Annotated in this window: 43 protein-coding genes; 10 read left to right on the top strand and 33 right to left on the bottom strand. The window is 52.1% G+C overall.

Translation table 11 applies throughout. The features are described 5' to 3' along the window. Positions 1-7: 7 nt before the first annotated feature. From D7I37_RS13445 to D7I37_RS13285, 32 genes are all read right to left on the bottom strand, one after another. Positions 8-262, bottom strand: a complete 255-nt coding sequence (locus tag D7I37_RS13445) for an immunoglobulin domain-containing protein (RefSeq protein ID WP_242502688.1) — start codon at positions 260-262, stop codon at positions 8-10. 5 nt (positions 263-267) lie between these two features. After that, positions 268-723 (bottom strand): phage tail protein, encoded by a 456-nt coding sequence (locus D7I37_RS13440; protein ID WP_129543860.1) that lies wholly within the window; start codon positions 721-723, stop codon positions 268-270. Between the two features lie 34 nt (positions 724-757). Further along, complete coding sequence (locus D7I37_RS13435) at positions 758-1,150, bottom strand: HK97-gp10 family putative phage morphogenesis protein (RefSeq protein WP_129543859.1); 393 nt, start codon at positions 1,148-1,150, stop codon at positions 758-760. Beyond that, complete coding sequence (locus D7I37_RS13430) at positions 1,147-1,536, bottom strand: hypothetical protein (protein WP_129543858.1); 390 nt, start codon at positions 1,534-1,536, stop codon at positions 1,147-1,149. The genes D7I37_RS13435 and D7I37_RS13430 overlap by 4 nt, the downstream gene beginning before the upstream one ends. Continuing rightward, complete coding sequence (locus D7I37_RS13425; protein WP_129543857.1) at positions 1,523-1,852, bottom strand: phage head closure protein; 330 nt, start codon at positions 1,850-1,852, stop codon at positions 1,523-1,525. Before D7I37_RS13425 ends, D7I37_RS13430 begins: the two co-directional genes overlap by 14 nt. A gap of 8 nt (positions 1,853-1,860) precedes the next feature. Next, on the bottom strand, positions 1,861-2,154 hold the full coding sequence (locus D7I37_RS13420) for a head-tail connector protein (protein ID WP_129543856.1): 294 nt from the start codon (positions 2,152-2,154) through the stop codon (positions 1,861-1,863). An 84-nt stretch (positions 2,155-2,238) separates the two neighbouring features. After that, complete coding sequence (locus tag D7I37_RS13415; RefSeq protein WP_129543855.1) at positions 2,239-3,480, bottom strand: phage major capsid protein; 1,242 nt, start codon at positions 3,478-3,480, stop codon at positions 2,239-2,241. Positions 3,481-3,489: 9 nt separating this feature from the next. Then, positions 3,490-4,089, bottom strand: a complete 600-nt coding sequence (locus tag D7I37_RS13410) for an HK97 family phage prohead protease (RefSeq protein ID WP_129543854.1) — start codon at positions 4,087-4,089, stop codon at positions 3,490-3,492. Beyond that, positions 4,082-5,308, bottom strand: coding sequence for a phage portal protein (locus D7I37_RS13405; protein ID WP_129543853.1), 1,227 nt, complete (start codon positions 5,306-5,308; stop codon positions 4,082-4,084). The genes D7I37_RS13410 and D7I37_RS13405 overlap by 8 nt, the downstream gene beginning before the upstream one ends. Beyond that, on the bottom strand, positions 5,305-5,460 hold the full coding sequence (locus tag D7I37_RS27040; RefSeq protein ID WP_165283098.1) for a hypothetical protein: 156 nt from the start codon (positions 5,458-5,460) through the stop codon (positions 5,305-5,307). Before D7I37_RS27040 ends, D7I37_RS13405 begins: the two co-directional genes overlap by 4 nt. Continuing rightward, positions 5,457-7,208, bottom strand: a complete 1,752-nt coding sequence (locus tag D7I37_RS13400) for a terminase large subunit (RefSeq protein WP_129543852.1) — start codon at positions 7,206-7,208, stop codon at positions 5,457-5,459. Before D7I37_RS13400 ends, D7I37_RS27040 begins: the two co-directional genes overlap by 4 nt. Before the next feature lie 3 nt (positions 7,209-7,211). Next, positions 7,212-7,709, bottom strand: a complete 498-nt coding sequence (locus D7I37_RS13395) for a phage terminase small subunit P27 family (protein ID WP_129543851.1) — start codon at positions 7,707-7,709, stop codon at positions 7,212-7,214. Between the two features lie 221 nt (positions 7,710-7,930). Then, positions 7,931-8,116, bottom strand: a complete 186-nt coding sequence (locus D7I37_RS13390; RefSeq protein WP_129543850.1) for a hypothetical protein — start codon at positions 8,114-8,116, stop codon at positions 7,931-7,933. Next, the gene (locus D7I37_RS13385) at positions 8,113-8,463 is read right to left on the bottom strand and encodes an HNH endonuclease (protein WP_129543849.1); all 351 of its coding nucleotides are present in this window, start codon (positions 8,461-8,463) and stop codon (positions 8,113-8,115) included. The genes D7I37_RS13390 and D7I37_RS13385 overlap by 4 nt, the downstream gene beginning before the upstream one ends. A gap of 3 nt (positions 8,464-8,466) precedes the next feature. Next, entirely contained in the window at positions 8,467-9,027 is a 561-nt protein-coding gene (locus D7I37_RS13380) for a hypothetical protein (protein ID WP_129543848.1), read from the bottom strand. A gap of 338 nt (positions 9,028-9,365) precedes the next feature. Beyond that, on the bottom strand, positions 9,366-9,896 hold the full coding sequence (locus D7I37_RS13370; RefSeq protein WP_129543846.1) for a hypothetical protein: 531 nt from the start codon (positions 9,894-9,896) through the stop codon (positions 9,366-9,368). Beyond that, positions 9,893-10,423, bottom strand: a complete 531-nt coding sequence (locus D7I37_RS13365) for a lysozyme (protein WP_129543845.1) — start codon at positions 10,421-10,423, stop codon at positions 9,893-9,895. The genes D7I37_RS13370 and D7I37_RS13365 overlap by 4 nt, the downstream gene beginning before the upstream one ends. A 1-nt stretch (position 10,424) precedes the next feature. Next, positions 10,425-10,721 carry a hypothetical protein gene (locus D7I37_RS13360; RefSeq protein WP_129543844.1) on the bottom strand — a complete coding sequence of 99 codons (297 nt, stop codon included), beginning with the start codon at positions 10,719-10,721 and terminating at the stop codon, positions 10,425-10,427. 169 nt (positions 10,722-10,890) lie between these two features. After that, on the bottom strand, positions 10,891-11,796 hold the full coding sequence (locus tag D7I37_RS13355) for a S49 family peptidase (protein WP_129543843.1): 906 nt from the start codon (positions 11,794-11,796) through the stop codon (positions 10,891-10,893). 10 nt (positions 11,797-11,806) lie between these two features. Further along, positions 11,807-12,010 carry a hypothetical protein gene (locus tag D7I37_RS13350; RefSeq protein WP_129543842.1) on the bottom strand — a complete coding sequence of 68 codons (204 nt, stop codon included), beginning with the start codon at positions 12,008-12,010 and terminating at the stop codon, positions 11,807-11,809. Positions 12,011-12,398: 388 nt separating this feature from the next. Then, positions 12,399-13,091, bottom strand: coding sequence for a bacteriophage antitermination protein Q (locus tag D7I37_RS13345; protein WP_242502910.1), 693 nt, complete (start codon positions 13,089-13,091; stop codon positions 12,399-12,401). Positions 13,092-13,143: 52 nt separating this feature from the next. After that, positions 13,144-14,142, bottom strand: a complete 999-nt coding sequence (locus D7I37_RS13340; RefSeq protein ID WP_129543841.1) for a DUF968 domain-containing protein — start codon at positions 14,140-14,142, stop codon at positions 13,144-13,146. Beyond that, on the bottom strand, positions 14,139-14,840 hold the full coding sequence (locus tag D7I37_RS13335; RefSeq protein ID WP_129544768.1) for a phage antirepressor KilAC domain-containing protein: 702 nt from the start codon (positions 14,838-14,840) through the stop codon (positions 14,139-14,141). Before D7I37_RS13335 ends, D7I37_RS13340 begins: the two co-directional genes overlap by 4 nt. Before the next feature lie 106 nt (positions 14,841-14,946). After that, positions 14,947-15,321, bottom strand: coding sequence for a RusA family crossover junction endodeoxyribonuclease (locus D7I37_RS13330; protein WP_129543840.1), 375 nt, complete (start codon positions 15,319-15,321; stop codon positions 14,947-14,949). Beyond that, positions 15,318-15,887, bottom strand: a complete 570-nt coding sequence (locus D7I37_RS13325) for an MT-A70 family methyltransferase (protein ID WP_129543839.1) — start codon at positions 15,885-15,887, stop codon at positions 15,318-15,320. Before D7I37_RS13325 ends, D7I37_RS13330 begins: the two co-directional genes overlap by 4 nt. Continuing rightward, entirely contained in the window at positions 15,884-16,111 is a 228-nt protein-coding gene (locus tag D7I37_RS13320) for a hypothetical protein (protein ID WP_129543838.1), read from the bottom strand. The genes D7I37_RS13325 and D7I37_RS13320 overlap by 4 nt, the downstream gene beginning before the upstream one ends. Beyond that, on the bottom strand, positions 16,108-16,452 hold the full coding sequence (locus tag D7I37_RS13315) for a hypothetical protein (RefSeq protein WP_129543837.1): 345 nt from the start codon (positions 16,450-16,452) through the stop codon (positions 16,108-16,110). Before D7I37_RS13315 ends, D7I37_RS13320 begins: the two co-directional genes overlap by 4 nt. Next, positions 16,449-17,171, bottom strand: a complete 723-nt coding sequence (locus D7I37_RS13310; RefSeq protein WP_129543836.1) for a replication protein P — start codon at positions 17,169-17,171, stop codon at positions 16,449-16,451. The genes D7I37_RS13315 and D7I37_RS13310 overlap by 4 nt, the downstream gene beginning before the upstream one ends. Continuing rightward, complete coding sequence (locus tag D7I37_RS27305) at positions 17,168-18,118, bottom strand: hypothetical protein (protein ID WP_129543835.1); 951 nt, start codon at positions 18,116-18,118, stop codon at positions 17,168-17,170. Before D7I37_RS27305 ends, D7I37_RS13310 begins: the two co-directional genes overlap by 4 nt. Continuing rightward, positions 18,115-18,297: a DUF4222 domain-containing protein gene (locus D7I37_RS13300; RefSeq protein WP_129543834.1), complete on the bottom strand. Its 183-nt coding sequence runs from the start codon at positions 18,295-18,297 to the stop codon at positions 18,115-18,117. Before D7I37_RS13300 ends, D7I37_RS27305 begins: the two co-directional genes overlap by 4 nt. Before the next feature lie 450 nt (positions 18,298-18,747). Further along, positions 18,748-19,221 carry a YmfL family putative regulatory protein gene (locus D7I37_RS13290; RefSeq protein ID WP_129543832.1) on the bottom strand — a complete coding sequence of 158 codons (474 nt, stop codon included), beginning with the start codon at positions 19,219-19,221 and terminating at the stop codon, positions 18,748-18,750. A 25-nt stretch (positions 19,222-19,246) separates the two neighbouring features. Next, the gene (locus D7I37_RS13285) at positions 19,247-19,444 is read right to left on the bottom strand and encodes a Cro/CI family transcriptional regulator (RefSeq protein ID WP_129543831.1); all 198 of its coding nucleotides are present in this window, start codon (positions 19,442-19,444) and stop codon (positions 19,247-19,249) included. A 99-nt stretch (positions 19,445-19,543) separates the two neighbouring features. Here D7I37_RS13285 and D7I37_RS13280 point away from each other — a divergent pair, with 99 nt between their 5' ends. Both D7I37_RS13280 and D7I37_RS13275 read left to right on the top strand, forming a co-directional pair. Beyond that, positions 19,544-20,194, top strand: a complete 651-nt coding sequence (locus tag D7I37_RS13280) for a helix-turn-helix domain-containing protein (protein ID WP_129543830.1) — start codon at positions 19,544-19,546, stop codon at positions 20,192-20,194. A 68-nt stretch (positions 20,195-20,262) separates the two neighbouring features. Next, positions 20,263-20,667: a zinc ribbon domain-containing protein gene (locus D7I37_RS13275; RefSeq protein ID WP_207205560.1), complete on the top strand. Its 405-nt coding sequence runs from the start codon at positions 20,263-20,265 to the stop codon at positions 20,665-20,667. A 40-nt stretch (positions 20,668-20,707) separates the two neighbouring features. On the opposite strand, the gene D7I37_RS13270 is transcribed toward D7I37_RS13275, so the two are convergent. Further along, the gene (locus tag D7I37_RS13270) at positions 20,708-20,911 is read right to left on the bottom strand and encodes a DUF2767 family protein (protein ID WP_129543829.1); all 204 of its coding nucleotides are present in this window, start codon (positions 20,909-20,911) and stop codon (positions 20,708-20,710) included. 226 nt (positions 20,912-21,137) lie between these two features. Here D7I37_RS13270 and D7I37_RS13265 point away from each other — a divergent pair, with 226 nt between their 5' ends. The 8 genes from D7I37_RS13265 to D7I37_RS13230 all read left to right on the top strand — a co-directional run bounded on the left by D7I37_RS13265 (position 21,138) and on the right by D7I37_RS13230 (position 24,669). Further along, positions 21,138-21,452, top strand: coding sequence for a hypothetical protein (locus D7I37_RS13265; RefSeq protein WP_129543828.1), 315 nt, complete (start codon positions 21,138-21,140; stop codon positions 21,450-21,452). 628 nt (positions 21,453-22,080) lie between these two features. Continuing rightward, positions 22,081-22,611: an HD family hydrolase gene (locus D7I37_RS13260; RefSeq protein ID WP_129543827.1), complete on the top strand. Its 531-nt coding sequence runs from the start codon at positions 22,081-22,083 to the stop codon at positions 22,609-22,611. After that, complete coding sequence (locus D7I37_RS13255; RefSeq protein WP_129543826.1) at positions 22,611-23,231, top strand: 3'-5' exonuclease; 621 nt, start codon at positions 22,611-22,613, stop codon at positions 23,229-23,231. The genes D7I37_RS13260 and D7I37_RS13255 overlap by 1 nt, the downstream gene beginning before the upstream one ends. Further along, a complete protein-coding gene (locus tag D7I37_RS13250; protein ID WP_129543825.1) occupies positions 23,228-23,728 on the top strand; it encodes a hypothetical protein in 501 nt (166 codons plus the stop codon). Before D7I37_RS13255 ends, D7I37_RS13250 begins: the two co-directional genes overlap by 4 nt. Next, entirely contained in the window at positions 23,725-24,015 is a 291-nt protein-coding gene (locus D7I37_RS13245; protein WP_129543824.1) for a hypothetical protein, read from the top strand. Before D7I37_RS13250 ends, D7I37_RS13245 begins: the two co-directional genes overlap by 4 nt. Beyond that, a complete protein-coding gene (locus D7I37_RS13240) occupies positions 24,002-24,217 on the top strand; it encodes a Lar family restriction alleviation protein (RefSeq protein WP_165283097.1) in 216 nt (71 codons plus the stop codon). Before D7I37_RS13245 ends, D7I37_RS13240 begins: the two co-directional genes overlap by 14 nt. Beyond that, positions 24,210-24,443, top strand: a complete 234-nt coding sequence (locus D7I37_RS13235) for a hypothetical protein (RefSeq protein WP_129543822.1) — start codon at positions 24,210-24,212, stop codon at positions 24,441-24,443. The genes D7I37_RS13240 and D7I37_RS13235 overlap by 8 nt, the downstream gene beginning before the upstream one ends. After that, the gene (locus D7I37_RS13230) at positions 24,436-24,669 is read left to right on the top strand and encodes a hypothetical protein (RefSeq protein WP_129543821.1); all 234 of its coding nucleotides are present in this window, start codon (positions 24,436-24,438) and stop codon (positions 24,667-24,669) included. The genes D7I37_RS13235 and D7I37_RS13230 overlap by 8 nt, the downstream gene beginning before the upstream one ends. Positions 24,670-24,677 lie beyond the last annotated feature (8 nt).

Genomic DNA, 24,677 nt, shown 5'->3' with positions numbered 1-24,677 from the left:
GTGTTCCTTACTTAACGGTTACGGTTGCTGCATCGCTGTTTAGGGTGTCAGCTCGTTCAGCAGATAGCACCACGCGATACGTACCGGCATCAGCCGCCACAACAGAGTTTTTGGTATAGGTGGCAGCAGTGGCGCCGCTGATGTCGGTGCCGTTTTTCTGCCATTGGTATTTAACGGGCTGGCCGTTACTGGAGGTAGCCGCAACAGTCAGGGACAAATTGCCCCCGACCGCCAAATCAGCGTTTTTCGGCTGGGTAGTCACGCTGATCACACCTTTGGGGGCAAAGCTCCCCATGTATTGTTGTTCTGCTTGCCCTGCACGGTGATCTGAATGACCTCACTCGCGGGTGCGGTGATCTCATTCATTTTCCAGCCAGACAACGAAAGGGTTGAGGTTGAGGTGCGTCCGTTCGGCAGCGCGACATAAAACTGAACGGTTTCGCGATTGTCTGCTGCGGTAAGAAATGCCGCAAAATCTTCATTGGATGGATCATCGATAAATCCGATCGACTTCTCCGCCCCTTCAGGCAGGTCAGAAATAAACTGCTTTGTGGTGTCGATCAGGGTGGTGCAATCAACAAAACTGCCGGTCTGCCCCATCTCACCGACCGCCTTACAGTTTACCAGCGCCTTCATCGTAGCAATATCAGCTCCGACAGCGCCCCATTTCACAACAGCGCCTGCCGGAAGCATGGCGTATTCTGGCGAAGTTTTATCAGCCATAATGTCTCTCTCTTAATGATTGTGGCAGCGGTCGCTACCGGTTTTCGATGCCGTAGCGGATTTCTGCCGCCAGGATGCGTAACACTTGGGTTTTGTTGTAATCCAGAGCAGGCCGGATGAACGGATCACCCACCTGTTTCACCGTGCCGAACTCCTGTGCCAGCGCCTTCATCTGGTGTGCCTTGCTGGGACCTACACGCAGTGTGACCTGCGCACGGCCTCGGGTGGTCGAGCGGATAGTAATACTGTCTCGCATATGCGGTCCGGGGGCGGTTTCGTCATATCCTGCGTGCTGCTGCATATCTTCTAACACTGGAGCCAAGGCGGCACGGCCGGCATCCCTCAGAATTTTGGTGGAGACATCCCGCCCCAGCGCTTCCAACTGACGCGCCAATTCATCCATGCCGGTGATATTAATTCCGATCATGCGGCGTCCTCCGGGTAACAGATGATGTAATCGCGCACCAGTCGGTACTGGATGCTGTTATTGGTCAGCGTGGTCGCACCTTGCAACATTGTGCCACGTGTCACCGTCTGAACCGGCCAGCGGCCAATGTGCCCGTGCTGAATGCCTTCCCAATCTGCGCAGATGGCCTTATCCAGCTCAAGCAGGCGGGCGTAATCATCGATGACGTACAGCGAAACCTGGAAGCGGCCTTGCACCAGCGCGGTGCTGGCCAGCCCGGTATCAAATTTAGGGTCGGTGATTTTTTGGTATGTCACCCCTTCCTGCTCTGGATCGGGCAACAATAGCGGGTACGTTGGCAGACTGGTTAATGCCTCCAACGCCGCTTTGATTTCATACTCGATCATGGCGGGTATCAGCCTCCGCTGTAATCAGTAATCGGTCTGGCTGGGTCGTATCAGCAGCACGGACGGTAAAAAAGCGGCCCTTCAGCTCAACACGCCAGTCAGTTTGCACATCACGACGTGGCCGCAAGGTAAACAGCATGGTCTCAACCACCTGTCCCTGCTCACCCGTGCGAATTTTACGGTTAGAGATCGGTTCAGCCCCCGCCCATACCTCCTTCACAAATTCGAAGGAATTCACCGGGGTGCCGGTCTGCTCATTGCGGATAGTGACGGGACGAAAAAGCCTGATGCGGTTGCGAAGTTTGCCAGCTTCCATGATGCCCCTTACAAATTGATAAAGCGGTAAGGTTCAAGCAAAGACTTAAACCCGGATGGCAGAGCCTGTGATTCCCTATTTTCGTACCAGAAGCCTACGGCAAGCATGATGGCCAGCTTGATATCATCAGTAATCACGAGCCCGTCACTATCATTTTCTGGCACTGCCTCTTCGTGCAGCGTGCGATTGATATAGTTTTCCGCTCGCGTCTTCGCAGCCCCTGCGTATGTTGTCAGCAAGCTGTCCTCTTCATCACCGTCGATCCGGCACTGAAGACGTAATTCGTCAATTGTTGGCTTCATGTCCTGCTCCATACCCGCAACCCAATTGCCGGATTGCGGGCATAAAAAAACCGCCGTAGCGGTAAACGATTTTCTCGGTTTGAATTAACCGCCGGCGGCTGGCTTGCCTACCAGCGCTTTGATGGCGGCGGTATCTTCCAGAATGCAGTCGAAGCGGTGGAATGCCAGGAAGCCAGTCTGGTCATATTCCGCATAGCGCTCGGTCAGACGCTTCAGCACCATGTAGGTGACACGGCGGAGGATGAAGCGATCGAAGTCACCGCAGAAAATGAATTTCTTACCTGCGCCCACATCAGCAATGGCCTGATCGATAACATACGGTACCTGCAGAACGGTCGCCGGGGCGCCGCCGATGATGGACGGCAACCACAGCGGACGTCCTTGACCATCTTCCATCTCTTCCACCAGCTTCAACGTTGCATCGTTGAAAGCCCAGCGGAATTTTGGCCCGTTGCGATACGCAGGATCAATGCTGTGTTTCAGCGCGTTCATTTCCTTCCAGGTGAACTTGTCTGCCGCCGCTGCGCTGACTGTACCGGTAACAGAGGCTTCCAGCCCTTTCGGCTGCAATGGACTGCCAACCCCCGAACCTTGTACCAGATAGCGCGCTTCACCACGACCAATGCGCTGGGCGATACGGCTGGCCAAGTAAGCTTCCATATCAATACCGCTGTCTTGAAGCAGCTCGTTCGACACGCGGATAATTTTTGATGACAGCTTTTTGGCACCCAAAGTCGCGCCGCCAAATTCAGTATCCTCTTCGGAGGCCGCTTTGTTTTCCCCCAGCAGTTCACCTTCCTCCGCAGTGCCGTCCGCCGTTGCCCAGGCAATATCCTGCCCATTGGAGGTGTTGAGGATCTGCGCCACACCGGCGATACCGCCATAGGCTTTCATGGACTCAACGACTTTGTTGAGGAACTGAGTCGGCACGGTATAACCGCCCTTTTCATCAGGGGCGGTGCCCTGAGCACGCAGCTCACGCAATGCCTGGCGCTCTTCGGCGCTAAGTTCACCTTGGCCGTGGCGCATCCAGCGGTCGAACACTTGCGCCCGCTTATCCTGATCCTGTCCCTCAGGGCCTTTTTTCTTCAGCTCTTGACGCTGCTCTTCTTCCTTTTCGTCAACAAATGACTGATCCAGCGAGCGTAGAGATTCTTCACGCTCGATTTTTTCGTCGATATTTTGCAGTTCACCCTGAGCGTTTTTCCACTCGGTGCGCTGTTCATCGGTCCAGGCGGTATCACCGATTTTGTCATGCAAAGCGCGCATGTCGGTGGCGATGGTGTTACGTTTTTGCTTAAGTTCGTGCAATTTTTTCGCAGACATAGTCATTCCTTACGCATTAATTAAAGTCAGCAGACGCTCGCGCGCCATTCGTTGGTTTACGGCGTTGGCGATCGCGCCATTGTCGCGTGCCTCCTGCCAGGCTTTCATTGAACGGACAGTAGAGTCAGCAGCCTGATAGGCCGGGTAGGTCACTGGGCTGACGTCGTACAACCGTGAAAATTTGTGGATTTCGCGAATAACCACGCCTTCTTCATCTTCGTACCAGTGATCGCCATCACGGGCGACGCGGAACGCAAAAGAAGACTGATTGATGTCACCGCGCTGCATGGGTGCCAGCACCAGATCACGAATAGTTTGTGTGTCCGGAGCCTGAATGTCGTATTGCAAGCCGCGCTCATCGACAGAAACTTTGAGCGTTCCTGCCGTGCTGCGCCCCAAGATGAAATTGGGGTCATGGTTAAACAGCCCTCGAATATCATCATTCAGCACGTCATCGAAGGCGCCTGGCTTGATGATTTCGCGAAAGCCCCAGAGCGGTTCGGAGCGAGTATTGAACACTGAGCCATAACCGACGATCCGCGTCGGCTGATCCTCATGCGGTTCGGCGCGTACCTCTCCGGTGTAACAGCGCGTTTCTCTGTCACTCATCGGTTATTTCCTCTTTGGTTTTATCGTCGAGTTTGAATTTTGTTGGATTAGCCGCATTAACGCTGACAAGCATTTCATCCAGGCCATCAACCGGATTCATGTCCTCAAAGGTTCGCGCCTCATTTCGACTCATCCAGCCATCCGTAATGGCATAGTGATAGAACTGAGCACGTTCCTGTGGGGTGCCTCGCATCAAACCGGCCAGGTTAAACCGGACATAGAAGCCCGCAGCCCGCTCCGCCCGGGTGAAAAGCCGACGGTTAAGCTCCTGTTCCCAGTTCATTACCCAAGGCATAATCGTGTAACGGACGAACTGGATTGCCTGCGAGGTGATATTACTGAATGTGGCCTTTTCCAAATCGTTGATCATGTGCGCAGGAACGTTAAAAATCCCGGCAATCATTGAGCGATTCAGCTTCATCATGTCGATCAACTGAGCATCGACCGGTGACACGGTAAGCGCCTGGTAATCGAGGTCTGCTGGAAGCAGCAATGTTTTGTTCTCCTGGCTGCGCAGCGCTTGCGCCGCTTTTTGCCAGAGCTTCTTCAGCCGATCCCACCCTTCTGGTTTTAAATCACCTTTAACCGACACGATGCCCGCTGGCCGAGCGTTACCACTGAAGAATGAACTGGTGTATTTCTGCCCACTCATGCCCATACCAATGGTTTCGGCATGCTGCATAATGGGGCTGAGGCCCATTTTCTGATTATTCCCCAGCGCCCGGATGTGGATCATGTCGTCGGGGCTGATGGCAAAGCTGCCTTCTTCGTTATAAACACCGTAGGTATGACGCCCACCAGTATTCAACAACGTCGTTTCCCACGGCATACAGGCATCAAGCTTTGTGACCTCTCCACGACGGGAACGCTGGACGCGGGTATAGCCGTTGCCCCACCCCAAAACATGCCGCTGCTTGAGCTCACGCCACTTGTAGCTGGTCTGCCAATCGTTAGGTTCATCGTGAACCAGATAAAAAACAGGGTGATCACGGGCAGCTGTTACGGCATTGCCGTTCTTGCGCATAACGTGAAGCGGCATTTGTGCAACGTTTGAGGCCAACACATAGATGCAGGAATAAACTGCCGCAAGTTTCATTGCAGTTTCAGGGCTGACATAAACGTCTGAGTTGAAAATGCCGTCCGTCTCTGCCATTTCAGCGGTGATCGGGTTTGCCGGGTTTTCCAGCGGTTCATTACGGAATAGCGCGTCAAGTATCACGTTCTCCCCCTTCTGGCGGCGATGAGGGCGAATACCAGCAGGGCAGCGCCAGCAGACTGTAAAGCAGTTGCCGTGCCGAACTGCAGGTAAATACCGCCCACCAGCAGGCCGAGGCCAGCCAGCCCGATAACATCGATAATTAGTATTTTCATAGAATTAACAGGTCTTCATCTGGGTCGATAGTGGACAGGAAATCAACCTCACCGCCTCCGTTAACAAGTAGCCGGCTCATCGCAATAAACATTGCAACTGGACCGTCGATCTTGTTTTCTGGCGTGGATTTATTGGGGAAGATATTTTCATTTTTATCCGGTTTGACTGTGATGTTTGACATCATCCATGTCATAACCGGGTTGCCGTCATGATGCAGGCGACCGGCGTACACTTTCGCTTCGGATTCCTTCATGGCCTCAGAGAGATTTTTCACTGTCTGTGCCACCTCTACGACCGGGGCACCTTCAGCCGCCACTGACAAGCCGAATTGTGTTGCGCTCCACGGGTCATATGCCAGTTCATTCATCGAGTCACCACCAGCCCAAGCCAGGGTTTCCTCTTTGATTAACGCATGGTCAACAACATCCCCGTCGGTAAACTCCAGATAACCCGCCTCATTCCACTTTTTATACAGTTCGGCCTGCTGCCTGGAACAGGCCTCCAGGCGGCCTTCCGGTATCCAAAACCGTGATTTGGTATAGATGTCGCCGTTTGGCGCAAGCCAGACCTTAACCGCGGCTGAAATATCGATTTTGTTGGCCAGGTCAACACCAAGCCACATTGGCCAGCTCGCTGAATCCGAACTTTCCCATGCATCACGGCATTTTTCCCAGCGAGCCATATCCATCCACGCCTGCTCACCCTGCACCCAGATATTGAGGTGTTTGGTGAAGAAGTTAACGCGAGCGGACACCTGCTCCTTCGCCTTTTTAGCCAGGCGGCGCATGTCGTCCCATCGCTTGCAGACGCCCAGGCCTGGGTTCGCTTTTGGCCAGTTGGCCTCATCAAAGGGATCGTCGTCCTTGTCGAGGGTGTAAATCAGGGCGAAATAGCTGTCATCCTTGATGGATAATGGGTCTGGGTTATCAAAATTCTGCAATACCTTAATCGCGTAATCCCGCTGCTCGTAGCAAATGCCCTCTTTGTTAAAGCCTGCTGTAGTGATAGCGAAAATCAGCGACTGCAGGCGAGCGCCGGTCGCCGTTTCTAACACGTCCCATACATCACGGGTCTTATGGGCATGCAGCTCATCAACGATCCCGCAATGAATGTTCAGACCGTCCAGGTTGTTCGCATCGCTGGCCACCGGCTCAAATTTAGAACCAGAACGTTCCTGGTGGATGTTCAACTTGTTGCTGCCGAAAAGCCGCCCTAACGTCTTCGCAGCCAGCTTGATCATCCGCTTGGCATCATCAAACACGATTCGGGCCTGATCCCGCGTTGTCGCAGCGGAATAAACTTCCGCACCGCCCTCACTGTCAGCGCCAGTCATATAGAGACCAATGCCAGAGGACAGGGTTGATTTGGCATTCTTACGTGCCACCTCGTCATAGGCGGTGCGGTACCGGCGCACGTACACCGGATCACCATCATCGTCCAGAACGGTCTCAGACGTCATTTCGTCTATCAACGGAATAACAAAACCGAAAAGGTTTATCAGAATAAAAATATGCCAATCCATCAGGTCGATCGGCTTGCCGGTCAAGTGTCCCTTCACATGCGGCACGAAATTATAAAAATCGAGAATGTGCTGAGCGCGGCCTTCATCGAAGTAAACACCGCGCTCAGGGCCGTGCTCTATATCATGAAGAAACCGCCGGCACGCCAGGCGCACCAGTTCGCCAGCAACTATTTCGCCAGATACCACGCGCTCGGCGTAGCGGAATCCATCTGCAACGGTTGCCATTCATCATTTGCGCTTTTTAAGGAATTCTTCCAGTGGATCAACCTCAGCCGGGCCTTTGGCACCGACCTTGGAGCGGCTTGAAGGGGTCATGCCAAACTCTGACAGCATGGCGCGAATTCTCTTCCAGGCGTCAGCCTTCATCACGGCAGCTGGGTGCGGCTTAATCATTCTGATTTCCCGCTCCTCTCCTTCGTCAGGATCGTCCTCGCTATAAACCGCGTAGGTATAACCCTCTCGATCGAGCGTGTCGCAGTGGTGCCGGTACTCAACATAGGCCTCGATCAACAATTCGAGGGCCTTGGCATCCAGTGTGGTCATCACGCCGACGGCATCAAGTTCCTCGCCAATCCGTTTAAACCAATACTTGCCCTGCTTATCAAAATGCTTCGGCGTTGGGGGTACCCCAGACGGCGGTTTTGGTTCGTTTTTGTTGATCGCCCGTTTGGATGGGTTCCCCTTCACTAAAGTCAGGTGTGTCGGGGTTTTCGGTGGTCCAGGCATAATCGAAAACTCCTATTAATGACCGCATGGGGGCACCAAAAAAAAGGTTTGCTAACCTGCGGCGGTGTGAAAAGAGGTAAGGCGGCGGTACTTTAGGCCGAGAGGGGTAGAGATTTGATCCCCCCTCCCCTTGCTGATGAGAACCGATATCATTTGATGATGAATGATTCAAATTGCAATCAAATAACAGTTAAATGATATTCATTTTCATTTGCAGTCATTCAGCCTGCCTGCTGTTGCAACTCTGCACCGACCAGCCCGATAGCAACCATCGCCTCACCGCCTGGGTAGTCACTGAGTAGCTTTCGAATAGCATCAATGCATTGCTTCACACTCTGCTGTTGATCTTCAGGCATCGAGGCAATCAGCCCCTTGAACAGCAATACCGTTTCATCGTCTCGTGTCATCTCGTTCTCTCCGTTGCCGTCTTGCGGCGGTGACAGGGCCAGCACAGGCCTTCGAGGTTCGAGTCATCATCGGTACCCCCATGTGCTTTAGCCTTGATGTGGTCAACCGTGGTGGCCGCTACAGCACGACCGTTGCGCAGGCATTCTTGGCACAGATGATTATCACGCGTCAGGATACGTGCCCGCCTGATTGTCCAGTCGTTACCATAGCCTCGCTCATGCCGGCTCTTGCCCTGCTGGTGATTCTCCCAGCCTGTGTTCTGGTGGTCAGTGCAATAGCCTGATCGGTCGGTTGTGGTATTACGGCATCCATGCTTACGACATGCACGCGGGATCCGGGCAGGCATGGACTAAACCTGCCGAAGCTTGCCGCCGGCCTGCAGTTCCCTTTCGATTGCAGTCTCAGCGGTTTTCTTTGCCAGCTTGGTAACTTCTTTCATGAGGTCAGGATGGTTGATAGCAGCATATTTAATCAGCGCATCGCCGATGAATACCTGTCCTGCGCTGATCGTATAGGCTGATTGGCCTACATACTCGGCAGGCTCGCCAAGGTATTGAGCCTTCTGTATGCGCTCACCCAATTCAGCAATGCGCGTCAGTTGACTTTCCAGCGCAGTGAGAGTTGAGGTGTCAACGTTAATGCCGAGGGTCATGGTGCCGATACTCTCGGCTGTCTTAGACTGGTTAAGTCCGGGGGTGACATCAATATTATCCTGGTCACCGACGACTGGAACATAACCACCTTTAACCGACAACGTGATCGGGAAGTATTCAGGGATGCCGCTTACCGTGGTGCGCACACCATGAAGGTCATAACGCGCGGTGCCTGCCGGGCTGCTTAACTCATAGCCGTCTTTGGTAACGGTTATGCCGAGGTTGCGCATCACTTCTCGCAGGGGTAACTGTTTCATTCCTAATCTCCAAATAGAAAAGCCACCAGCCTGCCGATGCGCTGGGTGCGCGGTAGGTGCAGGGTGATGCCTTTGGTTATTGTGCATTATCGGTGGTCCTCGCGAAGGCCACCTGGAATGCTAGTCAGAGCTGCAGGAACCTGAATCACTGGAACTGCTACTGCTGTCGTAGGAACAACTCGAATCACTACCACTGGAGTAATCAGCACCAACCCACAGTGGGCTTACAGGATTCAGAGGATTTAGTAGATCACTGCCAGTGCCACCCGCGTTCTGTGCTTCGCGGCGGCGGCGCTCTTCCTCTTGGCGCTTGCGGCGCTGTTCATAAAAATATCTGCTCATGGTTTATTCCTTTCTTCATCAAGCTGACGAATAGCCAGCAGTTGGTTGTTCGCCTTATCGATAGTCGCAAGCAGTGGGTCAATCCACAACACTGCCTGGCAGTAAGTCAGCGTGCCGGAGGCAGTGGGGCCAGCACCGGTTGCGTCATCGACGATGGTATCGGCTGACATTGCGCGGGAACGTAGACTGTGCGTGTAGTCGAGCAGCCCACCAGCAATAGCAGCGGGAACAGCAAGATCACACGTCGGCTGACTTTTGAGGATCGTCCGGTATTCAATTTCTTTCCCCTGGGTGGCGACGTCGGTGGTGATGCCGTACTGGCTCGCTGCGGTGCTGATTGCATTGGCTCGCTGGAACTGAAACGACTGGGTAGCAATGGTGGTCGCCTGCAGGCCATTATCGCTTTGAAGCTGTTCAACCTTTCCACCAGCCTCTACTGCGTTCCCGTGAAAGTGAAACGCCAGCCATGCCAGTGCAATGAAGATGATCAGCAGAACGCCAACGATGGCCGCCGATAACCGATTCATTTATCCAGCCCCCAGCAAGCGAGCTCAGCCTCTTGGTCACGTCTTGCCACCTGGCCGAAACAGTTATTAGACCGGATCCGGCAATCCCGTCCACCGTCGAATATCCAGCGGCGGATCTCTCGGCATGCGCCAGGGCGATCACCGGTATTCAGTTTTTTGTAGAACGTCGAGGTGAAGCATTTTGCCGGACCGATGTTCCACGGGCAGAATGAAGCGATCCCAACCTTCTGCGGCTCGGTCAGCGTCACCTTAACGTTGCGGTCTACCCAGTCGAGTGCTTTCTTCTGTTCGGCTGCGTCAATCTGTTTGCACTGCTCGGCGGTCAGGCGCTGGCCCTTAACGACCTTCTGGCCGTTGACCATTGTCACGCCGCCGCAAATTGTCCAGATGCCGACACCGTCCTGATAGGCCGTCTGCCGCTGTCCTTCTTTCTCATTCTGAAATTGCGCCATCATCACCGGGGCCGATGCGCCGGCGGCGATCAACGCCAACATCACGGCACTTAGTTTAGATTTACTTATTGCCATGTCATCCCTCAGCTCTGCGCATTGCTTCCGCTACCACTTCAATAGCAGCGGGTCGCTCGCCTTCTGGCTTGACCGAAACGCCGTGAAGGTAGTCCTGCATAATTTGAGTACGCCGACGCTCTTCGGTCAGCCGCTCCCTCTCTTCTTTGCGCTTCGCGTAGTAGGTCTTAATCGTGAAAAAAGCGGATATCAGAGCACCGAAGATGAACACGTAATCCTGAAGCGACAGCAACGAAAAGAAGCCGAGCAGTGCCGACCACCAGTACGGCAGGTTTGGGTTATCTGGGTGCATTTTCATGACTCCACCTCCCGGTTATCGGGCTGTGCTATAAGAACGAAAGGATCAGCCACCAGCCGTAAACGAGTCGGCGATACGGGGTGTGCCAGGTGTGTGTCGGATGTTGGCTGGGGCTGAAAACAAGAAAACCCCGCCGGAGCGAGGTTTTTATTGGGGATAAATCTAGCTTTTACATATTAGCAGCATTCCAGACCATCGAACTTCCATTATGGTTTTCAATGATCTTGGCTGCACTGCTGCTACCGAATGTATGCATGAAACTGTGATGTATTGTCAAAACAAGATCTTGCAAATCCTGGTCATCCTCTAAAGAGGATATTTTCAGTCCAATATCTCGTGCTTTGTCCATATGTATATGTCGAGAATGCGCATAGGTTGTCGAATGGTTATTCAACTGGTTACATATAGACCTAGCTTTATCCATCGCATCTGCTTCACCTGCAAACATGCCCGATACTAACCATGCAGTTACAATTTCAGATGCCCACTGTATGGCTTTTTCACAGTCACCAATGAAGGTTGGGTGCAGCTTTTGCAAATTAAACTGCCAAAACTGCACCGTACCAGGGTTTGCTAGTATCTCTTGCTTGGCCTTCTCAACTTCTTCAAGAATGCCGTGAGCTGGGATTCCGCCCATTTGGGGATCGAATGGCCCTATGTTTGATTGCTTGCCCATGACAATTTCTTGAGCACAGCAAGCCAACATTGTTCCAGCCGACATAGCAATCATCGGTACGATTGCCCGAATGTTAGTCCCAAATTTTGCCCTAAGATACTGACCGAGAGATTCCAGTGCTGCGATCTCCCCTCCAGGTGTATGAATCAAAAGATCCAATCCCTTATCAGTATCCATACCGTTGATAGCAGACATAAAGCCGTTTTTGTCATCATCGGTCATAGAGATTAAGTGACTAATTGACTGTGTGTTTTTCTGCAAAAAACCAGAGTAATAAGCGATCACATTACGCCCTGTGTGCTCTGACAGCTGTGAGATGTATTTCTTTCTCACAACGTCAAAAGGGCTGCGCTGGCTGAGAATAGTCATCTCACCCAGCACTTCATTCCAATTTGGCATATTATTTTTTTTAGTAGCTGTACATTACATAATTATTTGCTTGATCATCATTTTTGCTACTATTGCTAGTGCCTGATGAATAGCTCACACCTGCTTGTTCTACAAGAATTGGGTGTGATCTAATCACCCTTTTTGCGAACTCAAAAGGTGATTCTTTTGGGTTGTAGTCTGCGGGTTGGATCTCAAATTTTGCGTAAAGTTCTGCTGCTGTCATAGCTGCCCCCTCTCCATTTACCACATATAGTATTGAAAATAACCTGAAGTACTATATGTAGTGTTCGCTGTAAGCCAGATACGAAAAAACCTCCGTTTGGAGGTCAAGATTGCTTTAGTTATGAGCTAAATATCGTCTTAACCTTTATTTTTTGCAACCAATTTTGCATAGATTATTGGTTATTTTCGGAGATTTCTTGACATTTTGGGTTGAACACACTGAACCACACCCATTCATATGATCGTATCTACAGTAGTGAAGCAGGGCTATGGATTGACGCACTATAGAGCATCTAACAACGAAAAACCCCGCCGAAGCGAGGTTTTAATTTTGGTGCCGGTCATTACATTTGTGGCACGATATCAAATTAACGCCAAATATGGCCTATTTAATTAACTTTTGCAAGACATCGCTGCGAAAATATCGATTTTTGTTGTGATCGTGATCTCGACAGTGAAACTAAACCATCTCGATCCAACCTCAGGAAGACACTACGCATGCCTGACCAATAGCCGTTGTAATTCTTCGACCAATTCGGTGCAGACACCCCTACCAGCTCAGCCAAGTCTTGATTCTGGTACGGTGTGAGCCCTTTCATTTCTGACCTCACATCCTGCGCAGCTAACCAGATTAAAGCTTTCAACCGGTCCATCGTTTTTGCTGCTACCTTTTGGCCGGCTAGGCTCTCTTTGAACTCCGACCATCCCCATTGAGTGATCTCAGTCTGATGGGTAAAGGCCAAATCACCGGAATAACACCATGTGAGCCAGGAACGCTGATGATTATTCAATGGGTATACCGCTCGTCGCCATGATATAGCTGAAAATGTTTCTGGCTCAATCAGGGCAATGGATCCCGAGCTAGGCCGCGTTTCTGTACCCGGTACCGGATTGCTATGAATAACGATCCGGGTACCGTCTGGCTCTACAATGGTGCGCCGCTTGCGCTTCAAGCGCGTTGTGCTGACCCGTGTTGACTCAGTGAATGCCTGTAGCTGCCCTTTCGTCTTCCCGCTTAGGTCAGCTGTTGCCATCATGAAGCTCTCTCGAATGTATTGCAGATATTGCTGGGTCACGATCATGCTTTAATCTCCAGGCGTCTGGCCCGCATGCCAGCTCGCCTATACTCCACACTTATGAAATAGCACCGATCGATAACGAGTGGTCAATAAACCTGAACCACAGTTCGATCTGGCTGCCGTGTTCCGCTTCCCATCGTGACGGGTCACGGTGTAATGCATCGTGTTCCTCTCGGCATAATGGGATAGTGAAAAGGTCATGCGCCTTAGTTCCCATCCCTCCCTGTCCATGCCCGATGATATGATGCGCATCGTCAGCCTGGATGCCGCTAATAACGCACGGTTGTGACTTAACCCACTTCAGGTACGCTTTGCTTTCCCATCGTTCACGCTTCGGTATCTTGAATAATGCCTTTGGCGGTTCCGGATCGATAACCAGCGTCTTTGCAGCCTTCTTAGCAATCGTCGCGATAATCTCACTCGGTGCCGGGGTTTGGGTCAGCTCTGACTCTCTCCGTGAACCGGATGCCATTGTGCGTGGCTTAATACGCAAAGAAGCGGCGGCGACGTCATTCGGTATCAAATCGATGACCTCATTCACCCAGGCCCACCAACACAGCTCCGGCAACGTCAGTTGATGGCTCTCTTCGAACATGAAGTGACTGCGTGCTCGGTACACCACGAATTCAGCTATGTTTTGCTCTGCTGTGGCTGATAGCTCAGGCATGGTCTTATCGCGGTACAGGTGGGCATGATGCCAACACAGACGAATAGCGCCGGTGCCATAACGCATGGTCTCCATGTTCTTGTCGTGATAATCGTCCTCGGCACACTGGCGCTGACAGTCATGACGACGATCCAGCCAACTCTCAAGGCTGTTAATGCCACCAGCAGCAGAGAGCACACGCTCATGCTGAAAGAACGGACGGAAGCGCGGGTCAATGGCCAGCTGCTGTTCAGTGGCCGGTAATGCACCTGACGGCATTTCACGAAACTCAGCCGGTACCGTGGCCACCATCACCCGGTCACCGAACATCGTCAGCAAGTCATTGCCTGGCTTTAAGATGACCTGCCCCAGCTCCCGGACAACAATCGCCTTAAGTATCCCTCTCACGCTGCATTCCCCTTAACCAAATGTTCAGCCCATAACCCTGCAACCCACTTAACGCCCTTAGCGGTGAACCGTGACTGACTGAAAGCGTGATTGTTGAATTGGTTGGTGCCAGTTTTGACCTCGAAGCGACCAGCATCGATGTGCTGCTGATATGGGGTGAAAGATCCTGATAGGCGGTACATGATGTGATGTTCGAACAGGAACAGGCGGAAATCGGGTTCTTTTGCCTTAAGCAATTTGCAGACTTGGCGGAACGTCAGTGAACCGCTGGCTTCAACGTACCGATCGACAAATTCGGCCTTCGGGGCGGCGATAGCCAGTTGAGATTCAAGTTTTTGTTTTTCTTCTGCCAGCTCAGCGGCAAGGCGCAGGGCCTCGGGGAATGATTGAGGTACTTGTTGTTGTTGTTGGTCTTCAAGCTCGCGCAGGCGGCGGATCACCTTCATGCGCAGAATGGCACTGTAACCAGCGAGCAGACATTCGACATGCTCCCTGTCCAGTAAATACTCGGTTTGCTGGCGGTTCATAGTATCAAGATAGATGTGAGCAAATCTGCTCGCATCTTCACTAAGCTGATCCAGCATGGTTTCAATATCACGCTTTACATCTGGATGCCGTTTACCGGTGAGATCTGCCACTTCCCGGCTGGACATTGAAACAGGCACAGCTACGCCAACGCCTACAACTGAATTAGTCATACGTTTACTCCACACATGGGGTTTAGCCAGCCTCCCCACCCCGTCACCCGCATAGTGATTGGGGAGGCGATTAACTGCCCTTCCAAAATAACCGACATCTGTTTGTTTATCCAGCATTCAACACCTCAATGCGGATTTCTATCCGCCCTCCCTTTTCCGGCTCTGCCCAATCCAATAACATCCGCCGCACCTGGCTATCGTCCTTCCACACCCCGGCGTGCGTCAGCGCATCCAGAGGTGCCTTGAGGAAATTATCCATGTCGCGGCGGCGGCGATCAGGTGGGTAAAATACTATGGTGGTGAACACGTTCTCAGTGATCGGATTTGGGCGGCGCTTGAGCTGTTCTAGAACGCATGCCAGAGCGTTAGTGCGATAGTCCCGCCCTTTGACGCTGATCAGGTGTCTACCCTTCAGCGGGCCGCTGTTCGGCGAACGCCAGTAGGTGTTAACGCTTGGCGGGAATGGCAACGTTAAATTCATGCGGCCACCTCTGCCTTGCCCGGTACCAAAATCACGGACTGATCGCACTGATTACCCCAGGTATGCCAGCCGTCGGTGTGATTACGGGCGAACAATTCAATGCGCGGTACATCGCCAAGCAGATCGACTAACTTATCGCGGAATACCTCAGGCTTTGCGCTGTGCTCCATTCGCGGTGCCGTAATGTGTTGGCAAATCGATGCATCCAGGCGCGGTGGCAACTTACCCTTTACCGCAAACAGGCAGTCCTCGCTGTTGGCTCGGGTCATGTGGCCCATACCGATCGCGCTGTTCCCCTTCACTCGGTTGGTTTTGTGCCAGGTGAACCCCTTCATGGTCATCAAGCGAAATCCCCAGGCATCGATCACCTTGAGGGCTTCCGTTGGCATCGTCGGCACCCACCACATAGCCAGCAGACATGAATCAGCGGCCAGATCCCAGACCGGTAAACGACAGATATCAGCTACAGTCATGGTCGGGTACTTGAAACCGGCACCGCGGTTGCCGTCCTTGCACTTGTCGTTGTATGTCCATGCCGGATCGGCGTAAATCAGTGGGTATTTCATTTAAAGCCCCCCGTTGCTTTGCGAACCAAATACCGAACGCCGTAGTAATCCCAGCCAAAGTGCTGGCGCTGCCAGTCGGTTAACCATCCCTGTGAAATTGCGTATTTGCGGAAATCACCGCGCTCCTGCCATGTACGGCGAGCATCACGCAACATCCACCAGCGCCATAACCGGTGCGCCACAGCCAGCAGAGGCAAAACCTCAATGCCTGATACACATTTCATGCGGCCTGCTCCTCTACGGCTACCAGACGGTAGAAATACACGTATTTTCCTGATTCGCTTTTCTCAACCCGACGCTCTTTAACCAGTCCGTGGAATGGTTTACTGAATTCACGCAGGCGGGCGCTGATAGCTGGCTGCGTGTCGTAAACGCCGTACATCTGCACCACCAGCAGCTCAAGGTCACGGAGCGTTCGCCACGTGGCTCCGGCGGCAGCATTACGCACACGGCATACCTGACTTTCAGGCTTATCTTTCAGGACACCTGCACGCACCAGGCGGCGAATACCGCTGTTGATACGGTCGCTTTCGAATACGTCCACCGGGATCGTTAATTTTTTCATGATGCCTCCCCCTCTCTTTTCGAACGCAGCCGCGCCAGCAGCTCTTCGCCTTTGCGCTGATATTTACCGTCTTTGTCCATCAACTCTGATGGGGCTGGGATATGCTGCTGATGGGTGATCTGTGGTGCTGGCTGAGGGATTCGCTCACCTTTTGCCAAGCGCTTTGCCCAGCGGCCAAGGTGCAACTGAATTGACTTGCGGATTTCACCATCGGTGTAGTTGTGCTGATGCATCAGGTGGCGAACGTCGATCACGATCCAGTACATGACAGGTGCCGACCAGTTAAAATCCTCAGGTCTGGCATGCTGGCCTCGGTTGGCGCTGTAGCGCTTGAACTCCGCTTCAACCTCTTCGACGGATGGCAATCCTGCGCTCTCAGCTGCGCCAGTCTTGCACCAACCAATGAACTTGCCGCAGCTTGGCCAGAAGTCGCTTTCCTGCTGACGCGCCATGCGCATGCCGGCCTTTACCTGCTCCACTGAGGTGATCCCGTTTTCGGCAAAGGCTAGGATCCACTGACGTTTTGCAGCAGCAACTTCAGCAGGCGTGCTCAACGCAGTCTGCTTAGCAGCCGGGAAAATTTGCATCAGGTTGGTGAACAGAGCATCAACCAGCTTTTCAGCGCTCTCGTTCACCACTCGCGCCTGCGGCTCAGCTGGCATCATCCGCGCCAGAGCACCACTATCGCGATTTTGAACAGCACTCATGAATTTGTTCATAGGGTGTTCTCCCATGCTTCAGCAGTGTTCCAATTACCGCCGTTGGTCACCGGGCTAGCGCTCAGTTTCAACGTCAAGTCATCCCACTTTTCACGCAGCTTTGACGGGCTGAGAATGTTCTTGCACCAGAACGGATCCCGATTAGCCTTCGCAAATAGCTCGCAGATTTGTTTGTGGGTATGCCCATCCTGGGTGCTCATTAGGCGGATCTCGTTTGCCCAGTCAGCCCAGTTAGGTTCTTTTGGCCTCGCCACTTCGCCATCAGTTTCGGCGGCCTGTTCGTACAACCTGACGATGCGTGAGCGGATCCACTCGGCGCACTTGAGGTCTTCTGCACTGCCCCAGATTTTTTTCTTGGCACTGAAAACGACAGCTTCCGGATGCCGAGATAAAAAAACTTCATCAGGGGAAACGTCTGGTTGCGCAGCGACCTGACAAGAGGGGTTTATATTTGATGTACTCTCTGTAGTACTCTCTGTATGAACATTGGTGCAATTTGACCCAATGGGAGTGACTCTCTTTGAGACTTTGCAACGTTTCACTCTGGCCTTATGCATTGGTTCAATTTGACCCGATGGGATGGTGCAATTTGACCCAATGGAGTTGTCGAATAAACCGTCACTACTCAAAGCCGGGTGTTTATAGTTAATTGAATAGAAATTAGTCATATCCCGCTTATCCTCGCTGAGCTGCTCGACGCAAATACATCCCTGTCGTTCCAGATCGGAGAATGTCCGCTTAACTGTGGATAGTGACCAGAATGGAAACTGCTTGGCCCATTCTTCCATCGTGTTGTAAACCCATCGCTTACCGTCGTATTCAACGCCTGATGTTGTGTCAGCAAGCCAGTAATGCACCTGCTGCAGCGCAATAGCTTGATTCAAACCAATGCGCGCAGCTAACTCTGGCTGAACAACCAGAGGGCGCGAAGGAAGAATCAAACTCATGTGGTTACCTTCTTGAATTTTGTACCGAAGTCCCGGCGCGGACATGCACAGTCATACGGATAGTTCGGACGGCGGAAGATGACCCGGTGGTTAACCTGATCAACACCAATCACTCGAACAATTACACCGTGACTGTCACGACAATCCATTTCAAACGGCACGATTACCTCGTTTTCCATTGGATCCCCCTTTCAGGTGCTTTGGTGTGTTGAAACGGCAATACTGCCGGGCTTGAGTAAGGCAATCGTCGTAGATGCGCCCCTTCCTGCTGGCTTGAGACATACGGCGATACAGATCGACCGCCTCCTCCGCCCCCCCTGGCGATATCCTCGGGGAAGCCTTCGCCAACTAACTGCGTCACGACGTTCTTGCGAATGAATTCGATAGGGTTCATAGGCCGCGACTCCGGTTGAATTTAGCCATGGCCTTGTTGACTACCACCGGTGAAACTTCTTGGTAGTTGTCCGCCTGACCCGGACGCCGTACTATCTGGACATACGAAAGAGAACGGCCACTGAATGAGCACTTGAATTGCACTACTGGCCTGACTCGGTTTAAACTGTTCATGCGTTAATTACTCCACACGTTTAATTGATGCACCCGACGCCCCGGACCGCATATCTGGGGCGTCAACCTTTCTGGCATTTGGCTTTTTTGCCAAACAGCGCCAGCACAGCCCTAACTTCTGCATCACGCGCCTGCAGATGCTTGCGGTGATAGCGCATAATGTCGGCAGCTTCTTTCTCATCAATTACTCCATCAGCGAGTGACTCCTGAATGATCTGATCCACATGGCCACGGTGGGCGGCTGTGCGAATGCTCTTGCTGAACAACTCAACCTGGTCCAGTTCTTCCAACTCAGGGTTTTCAACCACCAGCAGGCCTTTGCGCTGAGCAAAATACTCAGTCAACAGGTTGGTACCGGAAATATCTTCCATTGCTTCCAATTCACTGATCTCGAAGAAGCGACAGCCATTCTTCTCGTACAGGTTGTTGTTAAAAGCCGTCTCAGACATACCCAGTGCGCCCGCCATTGCCGAACGACCACCAGCAACCGCCTTACACATGCCTTTCACTACATCTTTCAAATTTGGCTCTACCATGTTGTTTTTCCTTTGGTAGTTACGATTAAGCCGCCGGAGCGGTAGACTTTCTGTAAAGTGATAAATCAACAATCAATTCGCCGGCGGTCAAAACCTGAATTTCAAACGCTCGACCTTTAGGGATAATTTCATCCCAACCAGATACAGAGGCATGCGATAGGCCTAAAACCTTGGCTGTCTTGCCTACCCCGCCGAAGTAGGAAATAACATCATCTTTTTTCATAGCACTCTCTTTGGTAAAGAAATGGAACATAACGATAGTAGGATATCTTACATTAACGAGTCAAGGAATCCTACATTGGTAAGTGGTAGGATTGCCTACATGGAAATGAATGATCGAATTCGCGCAAGACGCAAAGAGCTAAAACTCACTCAGGACTCCTTGGCTAAGCGAGTCGGAGTTAATCGCGTCACTGTCACTGGCTGGGAGTCAGGAGACTATAAGCCAGGGGGTGAAAACCTTCAGGCCCTTGCGACTGCCTTAAGCTGCAACCCAAATTGGCTGCTTGATGGCGGTGATATAGACGAAAACATCACATATATTGGCAAGATTCGGCCGGGATTAGTCCCTGTTGTTGGTGATGCCGTTTTAGGAGTTGATGGCATGATCGACATGGTCGAGTACCGTGGTGGTTGGCTGAAAATTTATAGTGACGATCCCGATGCTTATGGACTGCGAGTTCGTGGGGATAGCATGTGGCCACGTATACAGTCTGGCGAGTTCGTTTTGATTGAGCCAGGTACTACAATCCATCCAGGTGACGAGGTTTTCGTGCGCACCAGCGATGGTCACAACATGATCAAGGTGCTTAACTACACCCGTGAAGGTGAGTACCAATTCACTAGCATCAACCAAGATCATCGGCCATTCACCGTTGGGTGTGGGGAGGTTCAGAAGGTCGAGTATGTAGCTGGAATACTGAAAGCATCTCGTCATATCGATAATGACGCAGTTACAGATGCAATGAATTGAACGGAAATAAGTCTACATAATATTTTACAATTCATTGATACTTAATAAATAATAACTTGGAATAACTGATGGGATTTCTTGTCGTTGCTGCATTATTAGGGTTGATTACAGCGTTTATTGCCCAGAGCAAAGGAAGATCCTTTGCTGGATGGTGGGTGTACGGGTTCTTGCTTTTCATCGTCGCAATAATTCATGTACTTATCATCCCATCGGAAAGAAAATACTCAACCACCAGCCCACTATCATCTGGTGAATCAAGAGATTGTCCATATTGCGCAGAGCCTATTAAGCGACAGGCGTCAAAATGCAAGCATTGCGGAAGTGACGTTGAGCCGTTACCTATATCAATCTCGGTTATGGGCCATATAGAGGGCGATGGAACAAAAATTCATTGGAAGAGAGTGATCGTTATAGTCCTTTCAGTGACCATTACTTACCTCATTATTACCAAGGTTGGGCCGTTAATTAAGTAAAATCCTAAACTGACCTATCTCCCATATTGATTTTTATTACCTACAGTCCATCCTCCAACTGCTCGATCGCCAGCTTGATCGGCAAGTTCGATTCTCCAGTCAATTCCATAATTTGCCAATGCAACCGCTTTAGCTGATAAGCTACCTGCCCCCTACTTATTTCCTCGCCGTTCTGAGCCAGCATCAAACAGCACTGTCCTACAACCCTACACGCCTCGTCGTACGTCGGATCTGAATCTGACATGGTCACCTCCTCCTAGATGCTTTCCTGATAATACCCACACAAACAAAACGACACACGTTAAAATTAAAATGTAAGATTACCTACCAAAATGCATTGACATGAAATGTCAGATATCCTACATTTAATCTATCAACAGCGAACTGGCAGGACGCCCACGAAGTAGCTGCCCGAGGCACACGAAGATCGGGATGATTCGCTTACCAGGTTCACAGCAGAGGGTTACACGATGCAATTCTCAAAGTTCAGATGGGCGATCTGCGGCTGCTGCGAAGGCCACGGCAAAGTCGATAACCCAGCATTTTCAAACGGCATAACTTCCAGTGAATGGGAGCAATGGGGTGATGAAGACCGCGAATCCTACATGAGCGGCCTTTACGATGTGCCCTGCCCTGATTGCCGTGGCAGCGGCAAGGTCAAAGTACCTGATGTGGCGGCAATGACATTCGCTGAAAAGCGCGAATTGGTGATGCAGCGCATCGAAGCCCGCGCAGAAGCAGAATTCCTCCGCCAATGCGCCCATGAGCGCAGGATGGGTTACTAACCCGCACCCTACGGGGCGCACCGAGGCAATCATGAGCTCACAAGGTTGGAAGGCAGTGCTCTATAGCGTTGTGGTCTGTACCCCGTTTTGGTTGGTTGTTTTGTTCGTAGTGGTGGCAGTCGCCGGGTAACCGGCGCACATCGGAATGCTCACTCGACCTTTCCCTTAGTTCTGGGAGCGGTGAAGGATCCTACCTCATGAGTGAGCAGCCCAATGTGGTTCAAGGCTGGAAACTTCGGGGGCGTTGTTTACCAGCCACCACACCTTATGCGCGGCGCCGGCCGCACTGCAGCGAGAGCGAGCGCAGATATCCGGCGGAAATGCGATTGCTGTGTGGAGTCTTTGGCGGCCACGCCGAACTTCAACCCGTGAGGAGTGAAGATAATGTTCATAGGCTGGCCGCTATTTTTTCACATATCAGGTGGCGTACTGTTTCGGGTTCACCTTATCCCTTACACAGTATAAAGCCCCGGTCCAGTGCGCCACCTGATGTGTGAGTAATTAACCGGGAGCCAGCGCTATGCGGGCGTCTGGCCTCCCTTCTTCAAACTCGATTTTCTATCTGCGGAAAATTGCCAATTCTGGCAGGGATTCGCTTTGCCGAAAATCAGCGTGTGGGAATTAACGTATGAGCTGGATTACCACTTTTACAGGTCGCCACTTGGACTTTGCGGCGCCGGCGATCAAAAGCATCTGCATTGAGGATATTGCCCAGGCACTGTCCCATGAGTGTCGGTTTGCCGGCCATCTGCCGAACTTCTACAGCGTGGCGCAACACTCAGTGCTGTGCAGCCAAATCGTGGCGCCAGAGTTCGCCCTTGAGGCGCTGATGCACGATGCCACCGAAGCCTATTGCAAAGATATCCCCGCCCCGCTGAAACGACTGTTGCCGGATTACCAACGCATCGAAGACCAACTCGACGCAGTGATCCGCCAGCGCTTCGGCCTGCCTCTGCAGATAGATATCGCTGTGAAGTATGCAGACCTGGTCATGCTGGCCACCGAGCGCCGAGATCTTGATATCGATGATGGACAGGCATGGCCAATGCTGGAAGGCATCTTCCCAGCTGACATCGTGATTAACCCGGTTATGCCGGTGCAGGCTCGAGCAATGTTCGTTGCTCGCTTCAATGAGCTGACTGAATGGGGAGTGCTGTGATGATCAACACAATCACGATCGATACTGAGACGCTGGACACTGCTCCATCCGCAGTGCTCCTTTCCATCGGCGCGTTTGCTTTCGATATTGACGATGTTCACCAGACACAGAAAAGCATCATCCAGGTGGCGCGCGATAGCGAGCTGGCAGACTTTTCAGCCAATGCATTTTACAGCCTGGCTGACACATTCGACCAATTGATGAAAGGCCGCACCGTCAGCGCCAGCACACAAACGTGGTGGCGTCAGCAAGGCGAAGACGCGCAGGACGCGTTGATCGGCGAACGTGAACCGCTGCGTCAATGCCTCGGGCTGCTCTCTAACTGGATTAAGCAACACCCAGGTGCGCGCGTCTTCTTCCGTGGTACCGACTTTGACGGCTCTATCCTTGAGCACGCCTACAAAATGTATGAGATCGAATGTCCGTGGCACTGGGGCGGTAAGCGCGACGTGCGGACCTATATCGATGCCATGACCAAAGGCACCAAAGGTTACCTGCCTAAAACCCACCAGCCATGCTTCGCGATGGTTAAGCACAACTCCCTGCATGACGCTATGAACGATGCCGAGCAGATGGCCATTGCCTATCAACTGAATAGCCAACAGGTAGGTGCCGCATGAACGTATACGAAATGGAAGGATTCCTGCGCGGAAAGTGCATGCCTCGAGACATTTTAGTTAACGAGAGCACAGCGGAATATCTGGTCAGGAAATTGAATGAAGCGACCACGGTTAAAGCTGAGCGCGATGCGCTGGAGCGCCAGCTTTTAATGTCGGAAGCCAAATGCAAAGGGTACTTTTCCGACGCAGCAGCTGCGTTGATCAAGTGCGATGCGCTGGCTGTGGAGAATGCGGCGCAGGGCGCAGCGCTTTCTTTGATTTCCGAATGCTACGGATTGTCGCCACATATTCAAAGCATGTGTGCTGTTGAAACCCCAGCCACCTCCGCAGCCCTTGCCGCTGTGCGCCTGCAGGCGAAAATCGAAGGTGTTGAAGCGGCCGCTAATCGTGTCGGAATAGTATCGCTGCGGTATAAGCCCGGACAAAAGCAGGAACTGATTAAAGCCATCGGCAGAGATGTCTTGCAGTACGCCGACGAGCTGCGGGAGGCCAAATGAAAGAGCGCCCAGTGATGCAGCAACAAGTCCAATACCCAGGCGACTTTGACAGCCTGGAAATCCGCAAGCTGTTAGATGGCCTTGTATCGGCGCATATCTCTGCCGCTATCGCAGGTGAAAAGATGAAGACCGCCGACCGCAATCGCGACCTGGCCATCATCAAGGAAAGTATCGTGAGTGCCGCTCACCTGGTTCGTTCGATTATTGAAGAACGAGAAGGCGTCTGGCTGAACGGTATTAACTCTGCCGATGATTTCCGCAAGGAGGACAGTGATGCCAGCAAATGAACTGAAGCCCTGCCCGTTTTGCGGCGGGAAAGACGTTGAAGCATTCCAGCAGTATCCGGAAGACGATGGCGGCATGGGTTCCTACATCGTTCGCTGTCATGGCTGCGACGCACAATCAGCGCAGTTCATCGGAACAGGTAAGCGAGATATGGCTATCAGGGCTTGGAACCGCCGGCACAGCCAGGAGGTAGAGCGTGATTGAGCAACTCAAATTCTACATGACCGAGGCGTCGCCGGAGCTGCTTGAGGCTCGCCGGGAATACATCGAGCGCGTAATCGTAAAAAAGCTACGTGATGGCGTGGAAGTACAGAAAAAATGGTCTGCTGAGTTTGTAAGTGACGCGGCGGATCTGATTGAGGCATATCGAAATGGCCTTGCGTTTTTCACTGAGCGAGGTTTCAACACTGAGGCACAGAGCAATGGCTAAGCCAATCGTCAGAACAAAAACCGGCGCAAAGGTCACTCTCACCCTTGAGCTGACAAATCTCGGTTCGTGGGGGCCAGAGTGCAAGATCGAGCAGGTTTACCGGCAGGCATTGGAACAGGCCGTCGGCCGCCTGGGGAGGTTATTCAAAGGGGAATCAAATATTCGGATCATTGGTAGGCCGGTGGTGCAGGCGATTACGACGGATACCGAGGTGAAAAATGGCTAAGCGTAAGA

The organism is Serratia sp. 1D1416, assembly GCF_003641105.1.
Classification (GTDB): domain Bacteria; phylum Pseudomonadota; class Gammaproteobacteria; order Enterobacterales; family Enterobacteriaceae; genus Serratia; species Serratia ficaria.
Note: the sequence above shows the minus strand (reverse complement) of the source record. Positions and strands in the feature narration are given on the sequence as shown.